The following is a 16,532-nucleotide window of genomic DNA, read 5'->3' as shown; positions in this document are numbered from 1 at the left end:
AATAAGAAAACACACCGAGCTTATTTATGGGCTTACGCACCTGGAGTTCATGAGGAGTTGAAGGCAGTCATCTACGATTTTGCAGAGAGTCGATCTGGTGAGAACGCGCGTAACTTTGTAGGGGACTGGCGAGGGAGTTTAGTTTGTGATGACTTCAGTGGCTACAAAGCGATGATTGCCAATGGCGTGACCGAAGTCGGTTGTATGGCACATGCACGACGCAAGTTTTTTGAGTTGCATGTGGCGAATAAAAGTCAGATTGCAGAACATGCCCTTGAGCTCATACGGCAACTTTATGAGATAGAGCGAGAAGTAAAAGAATTGGACTGCCAGAGTCGACAAAACATACGCCAGGAACGATCTCGCCCAATTACGAATGTACTCTTTGAATGGATGCAACTACAGCGCATGAAGATCACCGATGGTTCTGCTACGGCACGGGCATTAGATTACACCTTGAAGCGATGGCCAGCACTCACGCGTTACATCGATGATGGTCAATTACCCATTGATAATAATTGGATTGAAAATCAGATTCGTCCGATTGCCATCGGCCGGTCGAACTGGTTGTTTGCGGGTTCGTTACGTGCAGGAAAGCGCGCTGCTGCCATCATGAGTTTGATCCAGTCAGCGAAAATGAATGGTCATGATCCATATGCCTATATCAAAGATGTTCTAACCAGGTTGCCGACCCAAAAGAACAACCAGATCGAAGAATTATTGCCTCATCGCTGGCAACCCAGTTCGCCTTAACACAAATCCAACAAAATGCGACATGTGTTCGCAACACGCTTACGCTTTATCGTCGCGGTGAACTGAGTAAAACTGAAAAGACTGCTAGTTTCATACCGATCAAGGTTTCTCCAAAGACTCAGCCTGTACCCAAAACTTCTGAGATCCGTCAAGAAAACCAAGAAGCCCACTTGGAAATTATACTCGGTGATGCGAGAGTCTTAGTACATGGGGCAGTATCTCCAGAAGTACTCAGTAATGTTCTAAAAGTCCTCAAGTGCTGATCGGCTTCCCTACTGGAGTGCGTGTTTGGCTAGCTGCAGGCATTACGGATATGCGACGTGGCTTTGATGGTTTAGCTAGTCTCATTCAAGGTAGTTTGCTAGAAGATCCATTTAGTGGTCATTTATTTGTCTTCCGAGGACGTAAAGGAGATCGTATCAAAGTACTTTGGTGGAGTGGTGACGGCATGTGTCTTTTTACTAAAAGGTTAGAAAGTGGTCGATTTATTTGGCCTGATGCTTCTTCAGGAGTAGTCCATTTAACCCAAGCTCAACTCTCGATGTTGTTAGAGGGTATTGATTGGAGAAGACCCATTCGGACCCAAAAACCGAGCCAAGTTTAGGTTAAAAAGAGGTGCTATAAAATCGGCTCAGAGCCAATGATTTATTGAATTATTTAGTGTTTTTTATTGATAAAAAACGACGAATTTGATAAAATAAATCCTATGGAAATAAGTCGCCAACTCCCTGATAATGTTGCTGAATTACAAGCGATGTTGTCGGCGCAATTAGTGCAAATAGATGCTTTAGCATTAGAGCGTGACGCCTTCAAAATGGATGTCGAAACACTGAAGTCAGAGCGCAATGCCCTCAAGATTAGTCAAGTTCATGACAACGAAGAAATCAAACGATTAACTGATTTGATTGCCAAACTTCGACGGGCGATGTTCGGTCAAAAGTCTGAAAAACTGAATGCCCAGATTGATCAGTTCGAACTTGAGTTAGAAGAATTACATATTACCCAAGGGATGCAAACCCAATTTACTGAAGTTGCTGAAGTGAAGGAACGCAGTGCGCCAAAGCGTCGTCCGTTACCAGATCACTTACCACGACAAAATGAAGAGCATTTACCAAGCGAAGCTGCTTGTCCGGATTGTGGTGGTTCTTGGGAGAAGATTGGCGAGGATGTCAGTGAAGTTCTCGAGTATGTACCTGCTAGCTACCGTGTCATCCGTCATATTCGACCAAAATTAAGTTGTACTTGTTGTGACCGTATGGCGCAAGCCCCAGCACCTAGCCGTCCGATTGCAAGAAGTTCCTTTGGTCCTGGCCTGATGAGTCATGTGATCATCTCCAAGTACATGGATCACTTACCGATTTATCGTCAATGCCAACAAGCCCTGCGTGAAGGCATTGAGTTGAGCGAAAGTACCTTAGGTGATGTGGTGGGTGGAGTACATCAATTATTGCGCCCCCTGATAGAATCTTTACGGCGTTATGTCTTTGCAGCAGGTAAGTTGCATGCGGATGATACCCCCATTAATGTGTTGGCTCCAGGTAATGGTAAAACCAAGCAAGGTCGTCTCTGGGTATATACGCGAGATGATCGTCCTGCTGGTGACATCACGGCACCAGCCGTTTGGTTTAAATACTCGCCGGATCGTAAAGGGATCCATCCACAGACTCACCTCAAAGATTACCAAGGCATCTTACAAGCGGATGCTTATCCAGGTTATAACGCCCTCTTTGAAACAGGTCGGGTGATTGAGGCTGCTTGTTGGGCGCATGCGAGACGGAAGTTTTATGACATCCATGAAATGAGCCCGACGCCGATTAGTACTCATGTTCTCAAGACAATTGGTGAACTCTATCAGATTGAAGCTGGTATTAGAGGAAGTCCACCGGAACGACGACGAGAAGTACGACAAGAGCTTGCTAAACCAATCGTTGAAGCTTTACATCTTTGGCTCAAAGAACAGTTGAGCACGGTATCGCGTAAATCCTTGACTGCGGATGCCATCGGCTATGCCATGAATCAATGGGAAGCATTATGTCGGTACCTGGATAATGGTTTAATCGAGATGGATAACAATGCCGCTGAACGAGCATTACGAACAGTCGCTTTAGGTAGAAAGAACTATTTGTTCCTAGGTTCTGATGCAGGTGGTGAACGTGCAGCGACCATGTATAGTTTGCTTGGCACCGTAAAGCTGAACGGTATCAATCCAGAAAAATATCTAAGGCATGTCTTAAGTGTCATTGCAGATTATCCGGTCAACAAGGTTAGCGAGCTGTTGCCTTGGAATGTCACCATCCCAGAGGATAACTGTCAACCGAACAAGGTGGAACAATGAGCTCGAATCACACCATCCTTGATCGTGAACTGTTCACCCAAGCCTTGCGTCAAATGAGCGAGGAAGACCTGCGATATTTGAATCATATGGTGGTTGAGCAGCTAAGACATCTTGCCCAAGCAAAGAATAATCACCAAATGGCCCAGTTTAGACCGGGAGATAAGGTGAACTTTACTGCCAAAGATGGCGATACTAAACAGGGTACGGTGATGCGGCTTAACAAAAAGACCGTTACCGTTTGGACTATTGACAACCAAGAGTGGAAAGTCTCACCACTGTACTTACGCAAAACAACTTAACAAAACAAATAACTCAAGCAGCGGGTATATTAATATCGTTGGTAATGCAAGACGGTATTGACCGAAGGGTTACCTTTACCTGGAATCATAAGCGTATTTATCGTATTTACAGAGAGTTAGAGTTGAACCTACGGATCAAGCCACGTAAGCGTCTGGTGCGTGATAAGCCGGAGGCCTTAACTGTTCCACTAGCAATCAACCAAGTATGGTCAATTGATTTTATGTATGATCAGCTAGAGGATGGGCGCAGCATTCGGTTGTTTAATATCATTGATGACTTTAATCGAGAGGATTTAGGAATTGAAGTGGATTTTTCATTACCCTCCGAACGAGTGATAAGGAGTTTGGATCAAATTATTGGTTGGCGAGGTAAGCCCTGTGTGATTCGAGCAGACAATGTACTATGGTCCCGAACTCATTAGTGGCAAACTGATGGAATGGGCAGGCAAGCATCAAATCCAGATTCAACATATCCAACCAGGCAAGCCACAACAAAATGCGTATATGGAACGATTTAATCGCACTGTTCGATATGAATGGTTATCTCAGCATTATTGGCAAAGTATTTACGTAGTTCAGATGTTTGCAACACAATGGATGTATAAATATAATCATCAACGTCCAAACATGGCATTGGGCAGTTTTACCCCGAAACAGCGGCTGGCTATTGCTGCTTAAATTACTCTACTTTTGAGTTCAGTTATTAATGGGGAGATTACAATGGGATTTAAGAAAAAGACCGTTACCATTTGGACTATTGACAACTAAGAGTGGAAAGTTTCACCGCTATTCTTACGCAAAACAACTTTACATAACAAATAACTCAAGCAGCAGGTATATTAATTTCGTTGGTAATGCAAGACGGTATTAACCGGAGGGTTACGAAATTTCATTCAATAATGTTCGAAGTCTTTTTTGCAACAATCCGCAATTTCACGGCTTGAAACCAAATCCAAAAAATTCATGAGGTTTTGAGGCAAAAGGAGTTTGAAACATTTTTCCCGAACCGCAGCTACAGGCCGCAGTCGGGAGCACAAAGCTATTAGCTTAATATACGTATTCTATTTGGATTGCTCACCCCATCCTTTGATATCGTTTTTCTATTGCCGACTTTGAAGTGGATACTGGTGGCACGAAACCATACTCATTTTTAATGTGTTGTATTATGCGACTCCAATACATTTTTTTTGCTTCTGGAGTGTCTGTCTTAATCAGATCATTTATTACAGCGAATTGCAAATAATCGTTGCGGTAATTCATGTACTCCGAATAGCTTAAATTTTCTATTGATTTGAATAACAGATATTCATCCAGCTCGTAAGATATTTTTTGGAGAAAGATGGAGTCATTAAACATAAAATTATTCTACTAAAAAAAAATTAAAACTCAAAATCGTTTGAGCAGATTAGAGTGTAAGGTGAATTAGGTACCATCAAGCCAATTTTAGGCGGTGGGGGTACTGCGGCGGGGGTCAGGATACTCAAAAAGAGCAAGGCGTACCCCTATGTCAACAATACAAATCAATTTACACAACCCAACAGATCAACAACAGCATGAACTAAGAAGCCGTCACCATTCAAAACTGTTTGGTATGTTTTATGGTATGTATAAATAAAAAAAGCCCGTAAGGGCTTTATCTATAAGTACTACTGGCGGAGACGGAGGGATTCGAACCCTCGATCCAGTTTTTGACCAGATGCTCCCTTAGCAGGGGAGTGCCTTCGACCACTCGGCCACGTCTCCGAACAACATAAAACTTTTGCTGACGCACAAAGTGCAATTAGCAGCTAAACAAACAACCGTTATTCTAACGGATTTATCAACCCTTTTGAAACTTTTAGCGTTGAATCTTTAATTCTATCGATTAAAAAGAACGATTATTCTAAATCAAAAGCCTTGTGCAGAGCGCGAACCGCTAATTCCATGTATTTCTCGTCAATCAATACAGAAATCTTAATTTCGCTCGTAGAGATCATCTGAATGTTAATCCCCTCTTCAGAGAGAGTTCTAAACATCTTGCTAGCGATACCAACGTGTGAACGCATACCAACACCAACTACTGAAACTTTAGACACTTTTGGATCGCCAGAAATCTCTCTCGCAGCGATGTGCGCTTGGACTGTTGACTTCAACAATTCCAATGCCTTTTGGTATTCGCCACGAGGGACGGTAAAAGTAAAGTCTGTGAAACCATCAACGGATTGGTTCTGGATAATCATATCCACATCAATATTCGCTTCTGCGATTGGGCCTAGAATTTGATAAGCGATACCTGGTTTATCCGGCACCCCTAAAACCGTAATTTTTGCTTCATCTCTTGCAAAGGCAATACCTGAAATAACTGCAGCTTCCATTTTTGGATCTTCCTCAAAAGTAATCAATGTGCCAGACTTCATTTCAATGTCGAGCGGTATCATTGGGTCAGTCAATGATGAGAGAACGCGGGTTTTAACGCGATACTTACCAGCAAATTCTACAGATCGAATTTGTAACACTTTCGATCCTAAGCTGGCCATTTCCATCATCTCTTCAAAAGTAATTCTGTCGAGGCGTCGAGCTTCATCACAGACTCTTGGGTCGGTTGTATAAACGCCATCCACATCGGTATAAATCAGACATTCTTCTGCACCCATGGCTGCAGCAACCGCCACAGCTGAGGTATCGGAACCACCACGACCTAAAGTTGTGATATTGCCTTTTTCATCTACCCCTTGGAAGCCAGTAATGACAACCACTTTACCAAGGTTCAGCTCAGCTAAAACCTTCTCTTTATCAATCGATTTAATCCGCGCTTTCGTGTGTGCCGAGTCCGTTTGAATCGCGACTTGCCAGCCCGCATAACTCACAGAAGGGATGCCTTCTGCTTGCAAAGCGAGGGCTAACAAACCAGAACTAACCTGCTCACCAGTACTGGCAATTTGGTCTAACTCTCTCGGGTCTGGTTGATGCGTAATCTCTTTAGCAAGACCCAAGAGACGATTGGTCTCACCGGACATCGCAGAGGGAACCACCACAATCTGATGACCGGCTTTTTGCCATTTAGCAACGCGTTTTGCGACGTTTTTAATGCGTTCCGTAGAACCCATTGAGGTACCGCCGTACTTGTGAACAATTAATGCCATAAATATGTCTTTGTCTTTTGCAAACTGCTGCAATAGATGCTCAATTTAATAAAAGAGACATTTTACACCTTGTCGCAATATTCTGGCAGGTTTGCAAAAGGCTCCCAGAATTACCCTAGATGCTTTGTTTGCAGTTAGAGTTATTTTTCAAGTAATTCCCAATGTGCTACCCATCGTGGACCGGCATTCATACAAAGATCAACATTCATGCCAACGCCAGCGACGGCAAGGATTTCCTCACCTAGCATTAAGAGGGGTGCAGTTCTTTCCCAAGGTGGCACGGATAATTCTTGAAAAAGATTTTTTAAAGTCTTTCTGGCAGACTTCGGTGCTATCCGTAATTTTTCGCCACCCACTCGCTCTGCCTCATGAAGACGCTGGGTAGCAGACGCTTCCTGATAGTCTTTCTCAGACAGGCCCCAACCTTGCAGAGGATCTGCCAATGGCTGAAATACCCAATGCCCTTCGATGTTTTTATCGACGATCGATAACTGCTGCCGCCATACACGTAGTACATGACCATCGTGTTGCCAAGATAAGCGTTGATCATCCAGGTCTTTAAGCCGGTCCATATCTAACCACCAGGCATTCAAACGTTCCTCACTAGGCATCCGCAGACCCTGCATTGCCAACCATCGACGCAGTGCATTGGTGGCGCGATCGACATCTGCAGATCGTAATTTGATGAGAGGCTTGATCTGTAAACTCTGTTTGACTTGGATGGTGGCTAAGTCGATCTCCGCTAACTGATCAAGCAATCGCTGTGCTCGACTAAAGTGCTTCGCAGAACGACTCAAATTACTACGAAACTGTGGTGCCACCTCCTCAATCAAAGGAATGAGTTGTTGACGAATAAAGTTTCGGGTAAATTTTTCATCCTGATTACTCGGATCTTCAATCCACTCCAGTTGATAGAAGCGTGCATACGCCTCAAGTTCTGCGCGCGTAATTTCCAAGAACGGTCGCCAAACCGTGACCTTCCCCATACTTACCTCTTTTTGCGAAGGCATGGCGGATAAGCCCTGCACTCCAGCCCCTCTGAAGAGTTGTAAGAGAATGGTTTCTGCTTGATCATCTTGATGATGTGCTAACAGTAAATGTTCGATTTGGTGAACTTCGCACATCTCAAGGAGGGCTTGATACCTGACGGCCCGCGCACGCGCTTCAAGATTATTGAGTTCTGTAGTATTTTCTTTCCAAGAAATTGAGCGATGATCAAATTCAATATCGTAGTCTTGGGCAATTTTGGCACAGTGTGCAATCCAATCCTTGGCGATTTCCTGCAGACCATGATGCACATGTAAGGCCATCACATGCTCATGACCATGGGCTGCAACCATACTATGCAATAGTACGGTTGAGTCCAGTCCCCCACTAAAGGCAACCGCAATCCGGCCACCCATTTCAATACCAAATGAATTATTGAGCGGAAGTGTCTTTAAACTTGCCATAACTTAAGAATCGTTCATGGCGACGTTCTAACAGTTCCTTGACAGTCAAGCCTGTAAGTTGTCGTAATGAATCCGCTAAGGCACGTTTTAGAAGCACCATCATGCCAGCATGATCACGGTGAGCACCACCCACCGGTTCACTCACAATCTTATCAATCAGACCTAAAGCCTTAATCCGATTGGCAGTGAGTGCTAATTGCTCAGCAGCTTCCGGTGCCATCTCGGCAGTTTTCCACAAAATGGAAGCGCAGCCTTCAGGTGAAATCACGGAATAAGTCGAGTACTGGAGCATCATGACCATATCCCCCATCGCAATCGCCAGCGCACCACCAGAGCCACCCTCACCAATAATGGTCGAGATAATTGGCACTTTTAATTCGGCTTGCGTGTAGAGATTGTGTCCGATAGCCTCTGATTGATTCCGTTCTTCCGCATCAATCCCAGGGAATGCACCCGGCGTATCCACAAAGGTAAAAACAGGAATATCAAATTTTTCGGCAAGACGCATCAAACGCATTGCTTTACGATACCCCTCAGGTTTACTCATGCCGAAATTACGCATCGCGCGCTCTTTCGTATCACGGCCTTTTTGATGACCAATCACCATACAGGAGGTACCATTAAAACGTGCTAGGCCACCAATAATCGATAAATCATCGGCAAAGGATCGATCGCCATGTAACTCATGGAAATCAGTAAACAAATGTTGGACGTAATCGAGTGTGTAAGGTCTTTGCGGATGACGGGCAATTTGTGAGACTTGCCATGGCGTCAACCTAGAGTAAAGATCCTTGGTTAATTGTTGGCTTTTATCTGCGAGCCTTGAAATCTCGTCTGAAATATCAACTGCAGATTCATCTTGAACAAAGCGTAATTCTTCAATTTTGCTTTCCAGTTCAGCGACGGACTGTTCGAAATCTAAGAAAGTGGTTTTCATGGGAGCATTTTACAACTGTTCTATGAGGATTTGAGGTCAAAATTAAAAAAACTTTTCTAAATGAACAACAAATCAATGACTTACAATCATATTTCGGGAGAAGGGAACTTTTTTGCCAAGCAATCAGGTATCGACACAGGAACTTGCCCAGCGATTTTCAATAATCGACAGGGACTGGATCAAGACTACGCCACATATACCAAGTGGCTACTGAGCGGTAAGGTGCCCAATTATCAGCTACTTCACGGGCTTCGCTTCTAGTTACCGTCTCACCACTAAAGTAATTTTTCGAAATTGCCTTGATCAGACCCACATCATCTAGTGGCAACACATTCGGTCGTTTTAAGTTAAACATTAAAAACATCTCTGCCGTCCAACGGCCAATACCCCGAATCGCAGTCAGCTCTTTAATCACCGCTTCATCCTCTTGCAGGTACCATTTCACCTTATTTAAACCTTTGTTTTGAAAATGATCTGCCAAGTCTTTCACGTACTCTACTTTTCGGAGTGATAAGCCCGCAGCACGCATCAATTGCGCATCAAGGGCCAAAATGTTTTTCGGTGTCACCTTCGGCGTCAACGCCTCGAAACGATTCCAAACCGTTTGCGCAGCGGCTACAGAAATCTGCTGTCCCACGATGGAACGGGCTAAGGTTAAAAATGGATCGCCCCTCGAAGTAATCCCCTCATCCCGCAACTTAGGAATCAGTTTTCTTAAAATACGGTCTTGTTTCATGAGCACCGTACAGGCCTCATCCCAATACTCCGGTTGGATCAACTCTTCAGGCATTAGGACTCTTTACGCCAAATAGTAATGCCACCAGCTTGATCCTCTAGGACGATCCCTTGAGCTAATAAATCACTACGAATTTGATCCGACAACTTAAAATTCTTCTCTTTTTTCGCTTGAATACGAGCGGCAATAGCTGCTTCAATCGCCTCAGGAGTGATTGATAGATGACCACCTTGTAAAAATTCTTTGGTAGAACGCTCGAGCAATCCCAAACCATTGGCTAAAGACTTTAAGGTAGAGGCTAATTGCAAATAACGGGCAGATAACTCGCTTGTATCTTTCAGGCGATCTTTTTCTTTATTCGTCTCGGTAGAGAGATTGAATAACACCGCAATCGCCTCTGGCGTATTAAAGTCATCATTCATCGCAGCCGTGAAGGTTTCTACAAAGGTAGCGTCCAGCTCGACACTTTGAATATCTGTATCGCCGAGCAAGGCTAAGGCAGTATAAAGACGCTCAAGACCTTGTCTTGACTCATCTAGCGTAGCGTCACTGTAATTCACGGGACTACGATAGTGGGCTCGCAAAATAAAGAAACGAATCACCTCAGGGTCATACTCTTTTAAAACATCGCGCAGAGTAAAAAAGTTATTTAAAGACTTTGACATCTTTTCATCGTTGACGCGTACATGCCCGTTATGCATCCAGTAATTGACTAACTCCGGATCACTGGACTGGCCATTGGCATCAAAGGTACGAAACACGCCTTCGGACTGGGCAATTTCATTCTCATGATGCGGAAACTGCAAGTCAGCACCACCGCCATGAATATCAAAGTGACTACCTAAGAGGTCACAGGACATCGCCGAGCACTCAATGTGCCAACCAGGACGTCCTTCACCCCATTTAGAGAGCCACCGGGTATCGGCTGGCTCCTCTGGCTTGGCTGATTTCCATAGCACAAAATCTAGCGGATCTTTTTTATCCCCAGCGATGATCACGCGATCACCCTCTTCTAATTCATCTAATGATTTACCAGATAGCTTGCCATATCCCGGAAAGTTACGAACGGCATAAATCACATCGCCTGAATCCGCTTGGTAGGCTAAATCTTTCTCAATGAGCTTACCAATCAAGCCCTGCATTGATTCAATATAATCGGTCGCTCGTGGCTCTGCATCCGGATCTAACACGCCTAAAGCATGCGCATCCTCATGCATGGCATCAATAAAACGCTGCGTCAACGATTTAATCGACTCACCATTTTCTACCGCACGTTTAATAATTTTGTCGTCAATATCCGTAATATTGCGCACATATTTCACTTCATACCCACTAGCGCGCAACCAACGCACCACCATATCAAAGACCACCATCACCCGAGCGTGACCAACGTGACAAAAATCATAGACCGTCATGCCACACACATAAATCGAGACCTTTCCCGGTTGAATAGGGTGAAAGTCTTCTTTTTGACGATGGAGCGTGTTATAAATTTGCAGCATATGGACGTTTAAAGTTGTAGTTGAGGCGGTTAAGTAAGATGTCTAAATGATAGTAGTTTTTGAAAAACCTTTAAAGAATTTGAGGTTTGAGTCCAAATCCAGGTCTTAACAGAAAAACTGCCACATTCGCATAAAAGTAATTAACAATTGTCTATTGTAAAATGAGAATTATGAAGGTCAGGTAGTATATTTGAATTTGCGTGTTGCAACGAGTGATTCGATAAAAAGATTCATTTGCCTCATTTGCCTCATTTGCTTTTTGGGTAATCTTAAAAATACCGCAGCTTTTGCGGCATCTGAGTAAAACAATACTGCCGCCCGAACAACTTAGACTATTATTTAGGTAACCTTACTTTAGAATCGCCTTAATTTAAAAACAAAACGCCGTACTTTAAAATCGACAAGTCATTTGATCTCTTTACATATTCTCTCCCTAAACAATTTGCATGGCGGTTTTCGCCAACGGCTCAAACATTCATGCTTTAGTTTGTTCTTGGGTTTAGGTTTGACAATGCTCCTAGGCGCTTGTTCTACGCCGCTAAAAAGTTTGTTTAGCGAAGATCCTTTAATCATTGCTAGGTCCAATCCCGTGGTAATGAACCCTGATCATGTGATTCCAAGCTCACTCGAAGAGGCGACCAATTTACCGCCACAAAATTTAGGTCTTTACTCGCCAACTGGCCTATCCACCTCCATGACGGCAAACAATACCGGCATGCAGTCTACGCCCATGACTCCTTCTCTCGCAACGCCCTTCATGGCACTCAAAAATGCGGAGATAACCCAAACATCGCAAAGTGCAATCCCTTTAAAGATCAATAATTTCATCAAACAGAAAATGTGGGACGAGGCACTGCAGGAAATCGAACTAGCAGCGAAGAAAAATCCAAAAAATATACAGTTGTTATTTGTGAAATCGCGCATCTTGATTGAAAAAGGTCAGCTCGAACAAGCGAGGCTGACGCTATTAAGCATGATTGATCAATATCCTGAGTTGCCTGAACCCTATAACAATTTAGCGGTACTGTATGCCAATGCCGGCAAACTTGAACTCGCTCGTGAAAACTTAGAAATGTGCTTAAAGCTTTCTCCCAAGTACGCCACAGCACTGCAAAACTTAGGAGATGTGTACACGAAGATTGCTGCCCAACACTATGCAAAGGCTTTTGAAAATAATCGTAGATTATCTGAGGCGCAAAGGAAGCAAAAACTCGCTGAAGCAATCACCCAATAAGTTGAAGGTGTCCTCCATGCAGTTTGTTGGAGTGTTTTATACTCAATCGAGATACCGATTCATTGGATAATTCAGGTTTAATGTTGTTAGTTTGATTTTTTAAAAAGGAAAATAATGTCTTCAGTTCAATTTACTACCAATCACGGTAGCTTTACTATCACTTTAAATGAAGAACTCGCGCCTAAGACTTCTGCGAATTTCTTAGAGTACGTTAATGCCGGTCATTACAACAACACGATTTTTCATCGTGTGATCAAAGATTTTATGGTGCAAGGTGGCGGTATGGAGCCTGGCATGAAACAGAAAAAAACCAATGCTGAAATTGAAAATGAAGCCAATAATGGTTTAAAAAATACCCGTGGTACGGTTGCCATGGCAAGAACAAGCGCACCACACTCTGCTTCCTCACAATTTTTTATCAATGTGGTTGATAACGCCTTTTTAAATTATTCTTCACCAACTCCACAAGGTTGGGGTTATGCAGTATTCGGTGAAATCACTGATGGTATGGATGTCGTTGATGCGATTCGCAAAGTACCTACTGGTAGCAGCGGCTTCCACCAAGATGTGCCAAAGGAAGATGTGCTTGTGATCGAAGCTAAAGTCATTTAAATTCTAAGATCGCCTATCTATGATTGCTTATGAGAGCGCGCTGATTATCTCTGATATTCATTTAACGCCAGCTTATCCTTACACAGCGAAACGTTTTATTGAGTTTTGTGAAAATGAAGCGCGCACTACGCAAGCAGTATTTATCATCGGCGATTTATTTGAATTTTGGGTGGGGGATGATGCACATTTGCATACCCCTTTCCACTTAGATATTGCCCAACAGATTAAAGCCCTCGTACAAAGCGGGGTAGCGGTTTACTTTATGGCGGGTAATCGCGACTTTATGCTCGGCGAATCTTTTAAGACGCTAGCAAATTGGCAAGTCATTCCAGATCCAAGCTTAATCACCATAGGTGGTGAACAGTGGTTGTTAACCCATGGTGATGCTTTATGTACAGCTGACCCAGCTTATCAATTTTACCGCCGGATGACGCGCTTGCATTGGCTACAAAAGCTCTTTATGCGTATTCCAATTCGTTATCGCAAACAGATGGCGGAAAGACTCCGTAGAAGAGCCACGATTAAATATCAACGGAAGCAATATTTTGATCTTGCCCAAGCGAATCTCAAAGGAGATGTTACTTTAGACGCTTGTGCCAAATTAACCAAACGACTAGGATGTGCCAAGCTCATTCATGGTCATACCCACCGCCCGAAGTATCACAAAGAATCTCTAGCGGATCAACATTGGCAACGCTGGGTGTTATCAGATTGGGATTTTGACCATCCTGAGATGCTGCCGCATGCCAGTGCTTTTCGCATCAACGCGAGTGGTCTTCAGGTCTTAAGTCTGGCTTAAGTTCTCTCTGGTATCCGTATTCGTGATTGAAATTTCGTCGGTAGCTTTAGCCAACAACTCACGTTTTGGCGGATGATTCACCTTACCAACAAAAACACAAAATGATGAGCAGATTTCCTCTGCCAGTTATCTCGGCGCTGATCTATCTGTAAAGTTTGGTAACGCCTGCGCATTACCAAACAAAATGCTTTATGCCAAAATTTGCGCCATTTGAGCAAAAATTCTTGGATTAGCTGCCATGATTTGACCCGTATGGAAATAGCTTTCATCCCCTTGGTAGTTGCCAACGAGACCACCGGCTTCTTGAATCAATAGAACTCCTGCCGCCATATCCCAAGGCTTCAAATCTGCCTCAAAGAAACCATCAAAGCGACCTGCCGCCACATAGGCCAAGTCCAAAGATGCTGCACCTGGACGACGCAAACCGGCACAGAGTCTAGTCATTTTTCTAAAGTTCTTGGTGTATTGATCTAAATCTTGATCATCTCTGAATGGGAAACCCGTACCAATTAAACACTCGGATAATCTAGTTTCAGTAGCAACCCGTAAGCGACGATTGTTCAGGTAGGCACCTGCACCCTTGGTAGCCGTAAACAACTCATCACGACTAGGGTCGTAAATACAAGCCTGTTGTAATACGCCATTCACCGCTAAAGCGATCGATACAGCGAACTGTGGAAAACCATGAATAAAGTTTGTAGTACCGTCAAGGGGATCAATGACCCACACATGGTGATCCTGTTCAGGATCATCTTGACGAATTGCATCTTCCCAACTCATTGCGCCTAGTTGTTCTCCATCTGACCTGATGTAACCCGTTTCTTCTGCTAAAAAATGATGATGCGGATACGCTTCGCGGAGTACGTCAATGACCGCGGCTTCGGCAGCACGATCCACTTCCGTGACGTAATCATTTTGTTGTTTACGTGCGACTTGCAGACGCTCAATATTGAGGGCAGCACGACTAATAATCGTACCGGCATTACGGGCGGCTTTAACAGCCACGTTCATCATTGGATGCATAAAATTCTTTATAGTAAATGAACAACTTGTTGCGCAAATTGGTAAAGAGCAGGTTGGTGAGTTATTTCCAACTAATTTGACATTTTAACTACTTTTACCTGAAAAGCCAACTTGATTCAAATGCAGTGGCCCATAAAACGGCCTGAGCAATCAGGCTAGTGCTAGCTCGAACGTCAAAACATTCGTTGTTACAATCAAGTTATCGCTTTCACTAGATAAAAAAATGAGCTCAGTCCATTGGATATTGCACCAAACTTCGCATAACGGTAATGTTGGTTCGGCTGCCCGGGCTCTCAAAACAATGGGTTTTAATGAGCTCGTGTTGGTGAACCCCAAAGATCCCAATGCCTCAGCGAGTGCCGAGGCAATTGCCCTAGCGAGTGGCGCTGAGGATCTATTGCAGAGCTTAACCGTTGTCAAAGATTTGCAGGTAGCCTGCGAATCACTCCCGCTCGTATTCGGTTTAACCGCCCGCGATCGTGAATTTGGTCCACCCGCCATCTCCCTGCCACAAGCTTGTCAAATGGCGCTGCAAGCCTTAGAGAATGGTCAGTCCATCGCTTATTTATTTGGTACAGAGCGAACCGGCCTAGAAAACGAGGACTTGCAATACTGTACCCACCGGGTGTGGATTGATGCCAACCCAGCCTACTCTTCTCTCAATCTAGCCCAAGCAGTCATGATTTGTGCCTATGCATTACGTCAAGCACAAATTCAGCAAGGGCTGATTCAGACCTCTGTGCACAACAGCGCTCAACTCGGGCGAGAGAAGGCAAGCATTGGTGCTGTCAATGCGGCCATGGAGCATTTGAAAAGTGGTTTAGAGGCCATCGAGTTTTTAGATCCAAAGCATCCCAAGAAACTCATGGAACGATTACGCGCCCTGTTTGACAGAGCTGAACTCGAAAAAGAGGAAGTAGATTTAATTAGGGGTATTGCCAAGCAAATGCTCTTAAAAAGCCAAAAGCAGTAAAATAGCTTATGCCCTTCAAAATATTCGAAACCGTAGATTCCATCATTGCTCGTGATCCGGCAGCTAGACATCGCTTAGAGGTGATTACCTGCTATCCGGGTTTACACGCGATTGCTCTGCACCGGTTAAATCATTTTTTATGGACCATCGGTCTCAAATGGCTAGCCCGGTTTTGTGCTCATCTAGCCCGTTTTTTTACCGGTATTGAGATTCACCCTGGGGCGAAGATTGGTAAACGGGTGTTTATCGATCACGGTCTAGGCGTAGTCATTGGTGAGACAACCGAAATTGGCGATGATTGCACCATTTATCAAGGGGTGACACTTGGCGGCACTTCTTTATACAAGGGGGCTAAACGGCATCCAACCTTAGGCTCTAAAGTGGTTATTAGTGCTGGCGCAAAAGTCTTGGGTGGCTTTACGATTGGTGATGGCGCCAGAGTGGGTTCCAATGCCGTCGTCCTCAAAGAAGTCCCTGCTGGCGCCACCGCGGTGGGTATCCCCGCACGCATTATCAAAGCAGAATTACCAAGTGTTTCCAATCCTAGTTCACAAGCGCAATTCTCAGCTTACGGGATTACGCCCGAAGCAGATGACCCGATGTCACTGGCGATGAAGAGTTTGATTGATGTGACCTTGGAATTGGAAGCAAAGATTCATTTGTTAGAGCAGTCTCAACATATCAAAAATGAAGCCTCTTCGCCTGAGATTGAAAAAGAGATTCATCAGCTACGTGACTGGTTAAAGAACTGATTGT

General features: G+C 44.1%; 15 protein-coding genes, 1 tRNA gene and 1 pseudogene. 10 read left to right on the top strand and 7 right to left on the bottom strand.

Annotated features, from left to right (window positions below):
• The 5 genes and pseudogenes from tnpC (B8983_RS02020) to B8983_RS02000 all read left to right on the top strand — a co-directional run.
• On the top strand, positions 1-753 hold a 753-nt coding region (tnpC, locus tag B8983_RS02020), incomplete at its 5' end, for an IS66 family transposase (RefSeq protein WP_143736064.1).
• Positions 754-1,009: 256 nt separating this feature from the next.
• Positions 1,010-1,357 carry an IS66 family insertion sequence element accessory protein TnpB gene (tnpB, locus tag B8983_RS02015; RefSeq protein ID WP_369405836.1) on the top strand — a complete coding sequence of 116 codons (348 nt, stop codon included), beginning with the start codon at positions 1,010-1,012 and terminating at the stop codon, positions 1,355-1,357.
• A gap of 102 nt (positions 1,358-1,459) precedes the next feature.
• A complete protein-coding gene (tnpC, locus tag B8983_RS02010; RefSeq protein WP_084282177.1) occupies positions 1,460-3,088 on the top strand; it encodes an IS66 family transposase in 1,629 nt (542 codons plus the stop codon).
• On the top strand, positions 3,085-3,387 hold the full coding sequence (locus B8983_RS02005; RefSeq protein ID WP_084282176.1) for a hypothetical protein: 303 nt from the start codon (positions 3,085-3,087) through the stop codon (positions 3,385-3,387). The genes tnpC (B8983_RS02010) and B8983_RS02005 overlap by 4 nt, the downstream gene beginning before the upstream one ends.
• A gap of 74 nt (positions 3,388-3,461) precedes the next feature.
• Positions 3,462-4,065 (top strand): annotated as a pseudogene (locus tag B8983_RS02000) (IS3 family transposase); the annotation flags it as partial.
• A gap of 972 nt (positions 4,066-5,037) precedes the next feature.
• On the opposite strand, the gene B8983_RS01990 reads toward B8983_RS02000, so the two are convergent.
• The 6 genes from B8983_RS01990 to cysS all read right to left on the bottom strand — a co-directional run bounded on the left by B8983_RS01990 (position 5,038) and on the right by cysS (position 11,135).
• Positions 5,038-5,130, bottom strand: a tRNA-Ser gene (locus B8983_RS01990).
• 134 nt (positions 5,131-5,264) lie between these two features.
• Positions 5,265-6,509, bottom strand: a complete 1,245-nt coding sequence (locus B8983_RS01985; protein ID WP_084282174.1) for an aspartate kinase — start codon at positions 6,507-6,509, stop codon at positions 5,265-5,267.
• A 140-nt stretch (positions 6,510-6,649) separates the two neighbouring features.
• Positions 6,650-7,960 carry a tRNA lysidine(34) synthetase TilS gene (gene tilS / locus B8983_RS01980; protein WP_084282173.1) on the bottom strand — a complete coding sequence of 437 codons (1,311 nt, stop codon included), beginning with the start codon at positions 7,958-7,960 and terminating at the stop codon, positions 6,650-6,652.
• Positions 7,929-8,897, bottom strand: coding sequence for an acetyl-CoA carboxylase carboxyltransferase subunit alpha (locus B8983_RS01975; RefSeq protein ID WP_084282172.1), 969 nt, complete (start codon positions 8,895-8,897; stop codon positions 7,929-7,931). Before B8983_RS01975 ends, tilS begins: the two co-directional genes overlap by 32 nt.
• Before the next feature lie 157 nt (positions 8,898-9,054).
• Positions 9,055-9,687 carry a DNA-3-methyladenine glycosylase family protein gene (locus B8983_RS01970; protein ID WP_084282171.1) on the bottom strand — a complete coding sequence of 211 codons (633 nt, stop codon included), beginning with the start codon at positions 9,685-9,687 and terminating at the stop codon, positions 9,055-9,057.
• Entirely contained in the window at positions 9,687-11,135 is a 1,449-nt protein-coding gene (gene cysS, locus B8983_RS01965; protein WP_084282170.1) for a cysteine--tRNA ligase, read from the bottom strand. The genes B8983_RS01970 and cysS overlap by 1 nt, the downstream gene beginning before the upstream one ends.
• Before the next feature lie 511 nt (positions 11,136-11,646).
• Between cysS and B8983_RS01960 the strand changes: the two genes are divergently transcribed.
• From B8983_RS01960 to B8983_RS01950, 3 genes are all read left to right on the top strand, one after another.
• On the top strand, positions 11,647-12,369 hold the full coding sequence (locus B8983_RS01960; RefSeq protein WP_084282169.1) for a tetratricopeptide repeat protein: 723 nt from the start codon (positions 11,647-11,649) through the stop codon (positions 12,367-12,369).
• A gap of 114 nt (positions 12,370-12,483) precedes the next feature.
• Entirely contained in the window at positions 12,484-12,981 is a 498-nt protein-coding gene (locus B8983_RS01955) for a peptidylprolyl isomerase (protein WP_084282168.1), read from the top strand.
• A 19-nt stretch (positions 12,982-13,000) separates the two neighbouring features.
• Entirely contained in the window at positions 13,001-13,780 is a 780-nt protein-coding gene (locus tag B8983_RS01950; protein WP_084282167.1) for a UDP-2,3-diacylglucosamine diphosphatase, read from the top strand.
• Positions 13,781-13,969: 189 nt separating this feature from the next.
• Here B8983_RS01950 and B8983_RS01945 read toward each other — a convergent pair whose 3' ends face one another.
• Complete coding sequence (locus tag B8983_RS01945; RefSeq protein ID WP_084282166.1) at positions 13,970-14,803, bottom strand: inositol monophosphatase family protein; 834 nt, start codon at positions 14,801-14,803, stop codon at positions 13,970-13,972.
• A gap of 223 nt (positions 14,804-15,026) precedes the next feature.
• On the opposite strand from B8983_RS01945, the gene B8983_RS01940 reads away from it, so the two are divergent.
• Both B8983_RS01940 and cysE read left to right on the top strand, forming a co-directional pair.
• Entirely contained in the window at positions 15,027-15,776 is a 750-nt protein-coding gene (locus tag B8983_RS01940; RefSeq protein WP_084282165.1) for an RNA methyltransferase, read from the top strand.
• Positions 15,777-15,784: 8 nt separating this feature from the next.
• Complete coding sequence (gene cysE, locus B8983_RS01935) at positions 15,785-16,528, top strand: serine O-acetyltransferase (RefSeq protein ID WP_084282164.1); 744 nt, start codon at positions 15,785-15,787, stop codon at positions 16,526-16,528.
• Positions 16,529-16,532: the final 4 nt, after the last annotated feature.

Origin of the sequence: Polynucleobacter kasalickyi (assembly GCF_900176405.1) — a bacterium.
In the GTDB taxonomy this organism is placed as follows: Bacteria; Pseudomonadota; Gammaproteobacteria; order Burkholderiales; family Burkholderiaceae; genus Polynucleobacter; species Polynucleobacter kasalickyi.
Note: the sequence above shows the minus strand (reverse complement) of the source record. Positions and strands in the feature narration are given on the sequence as shown.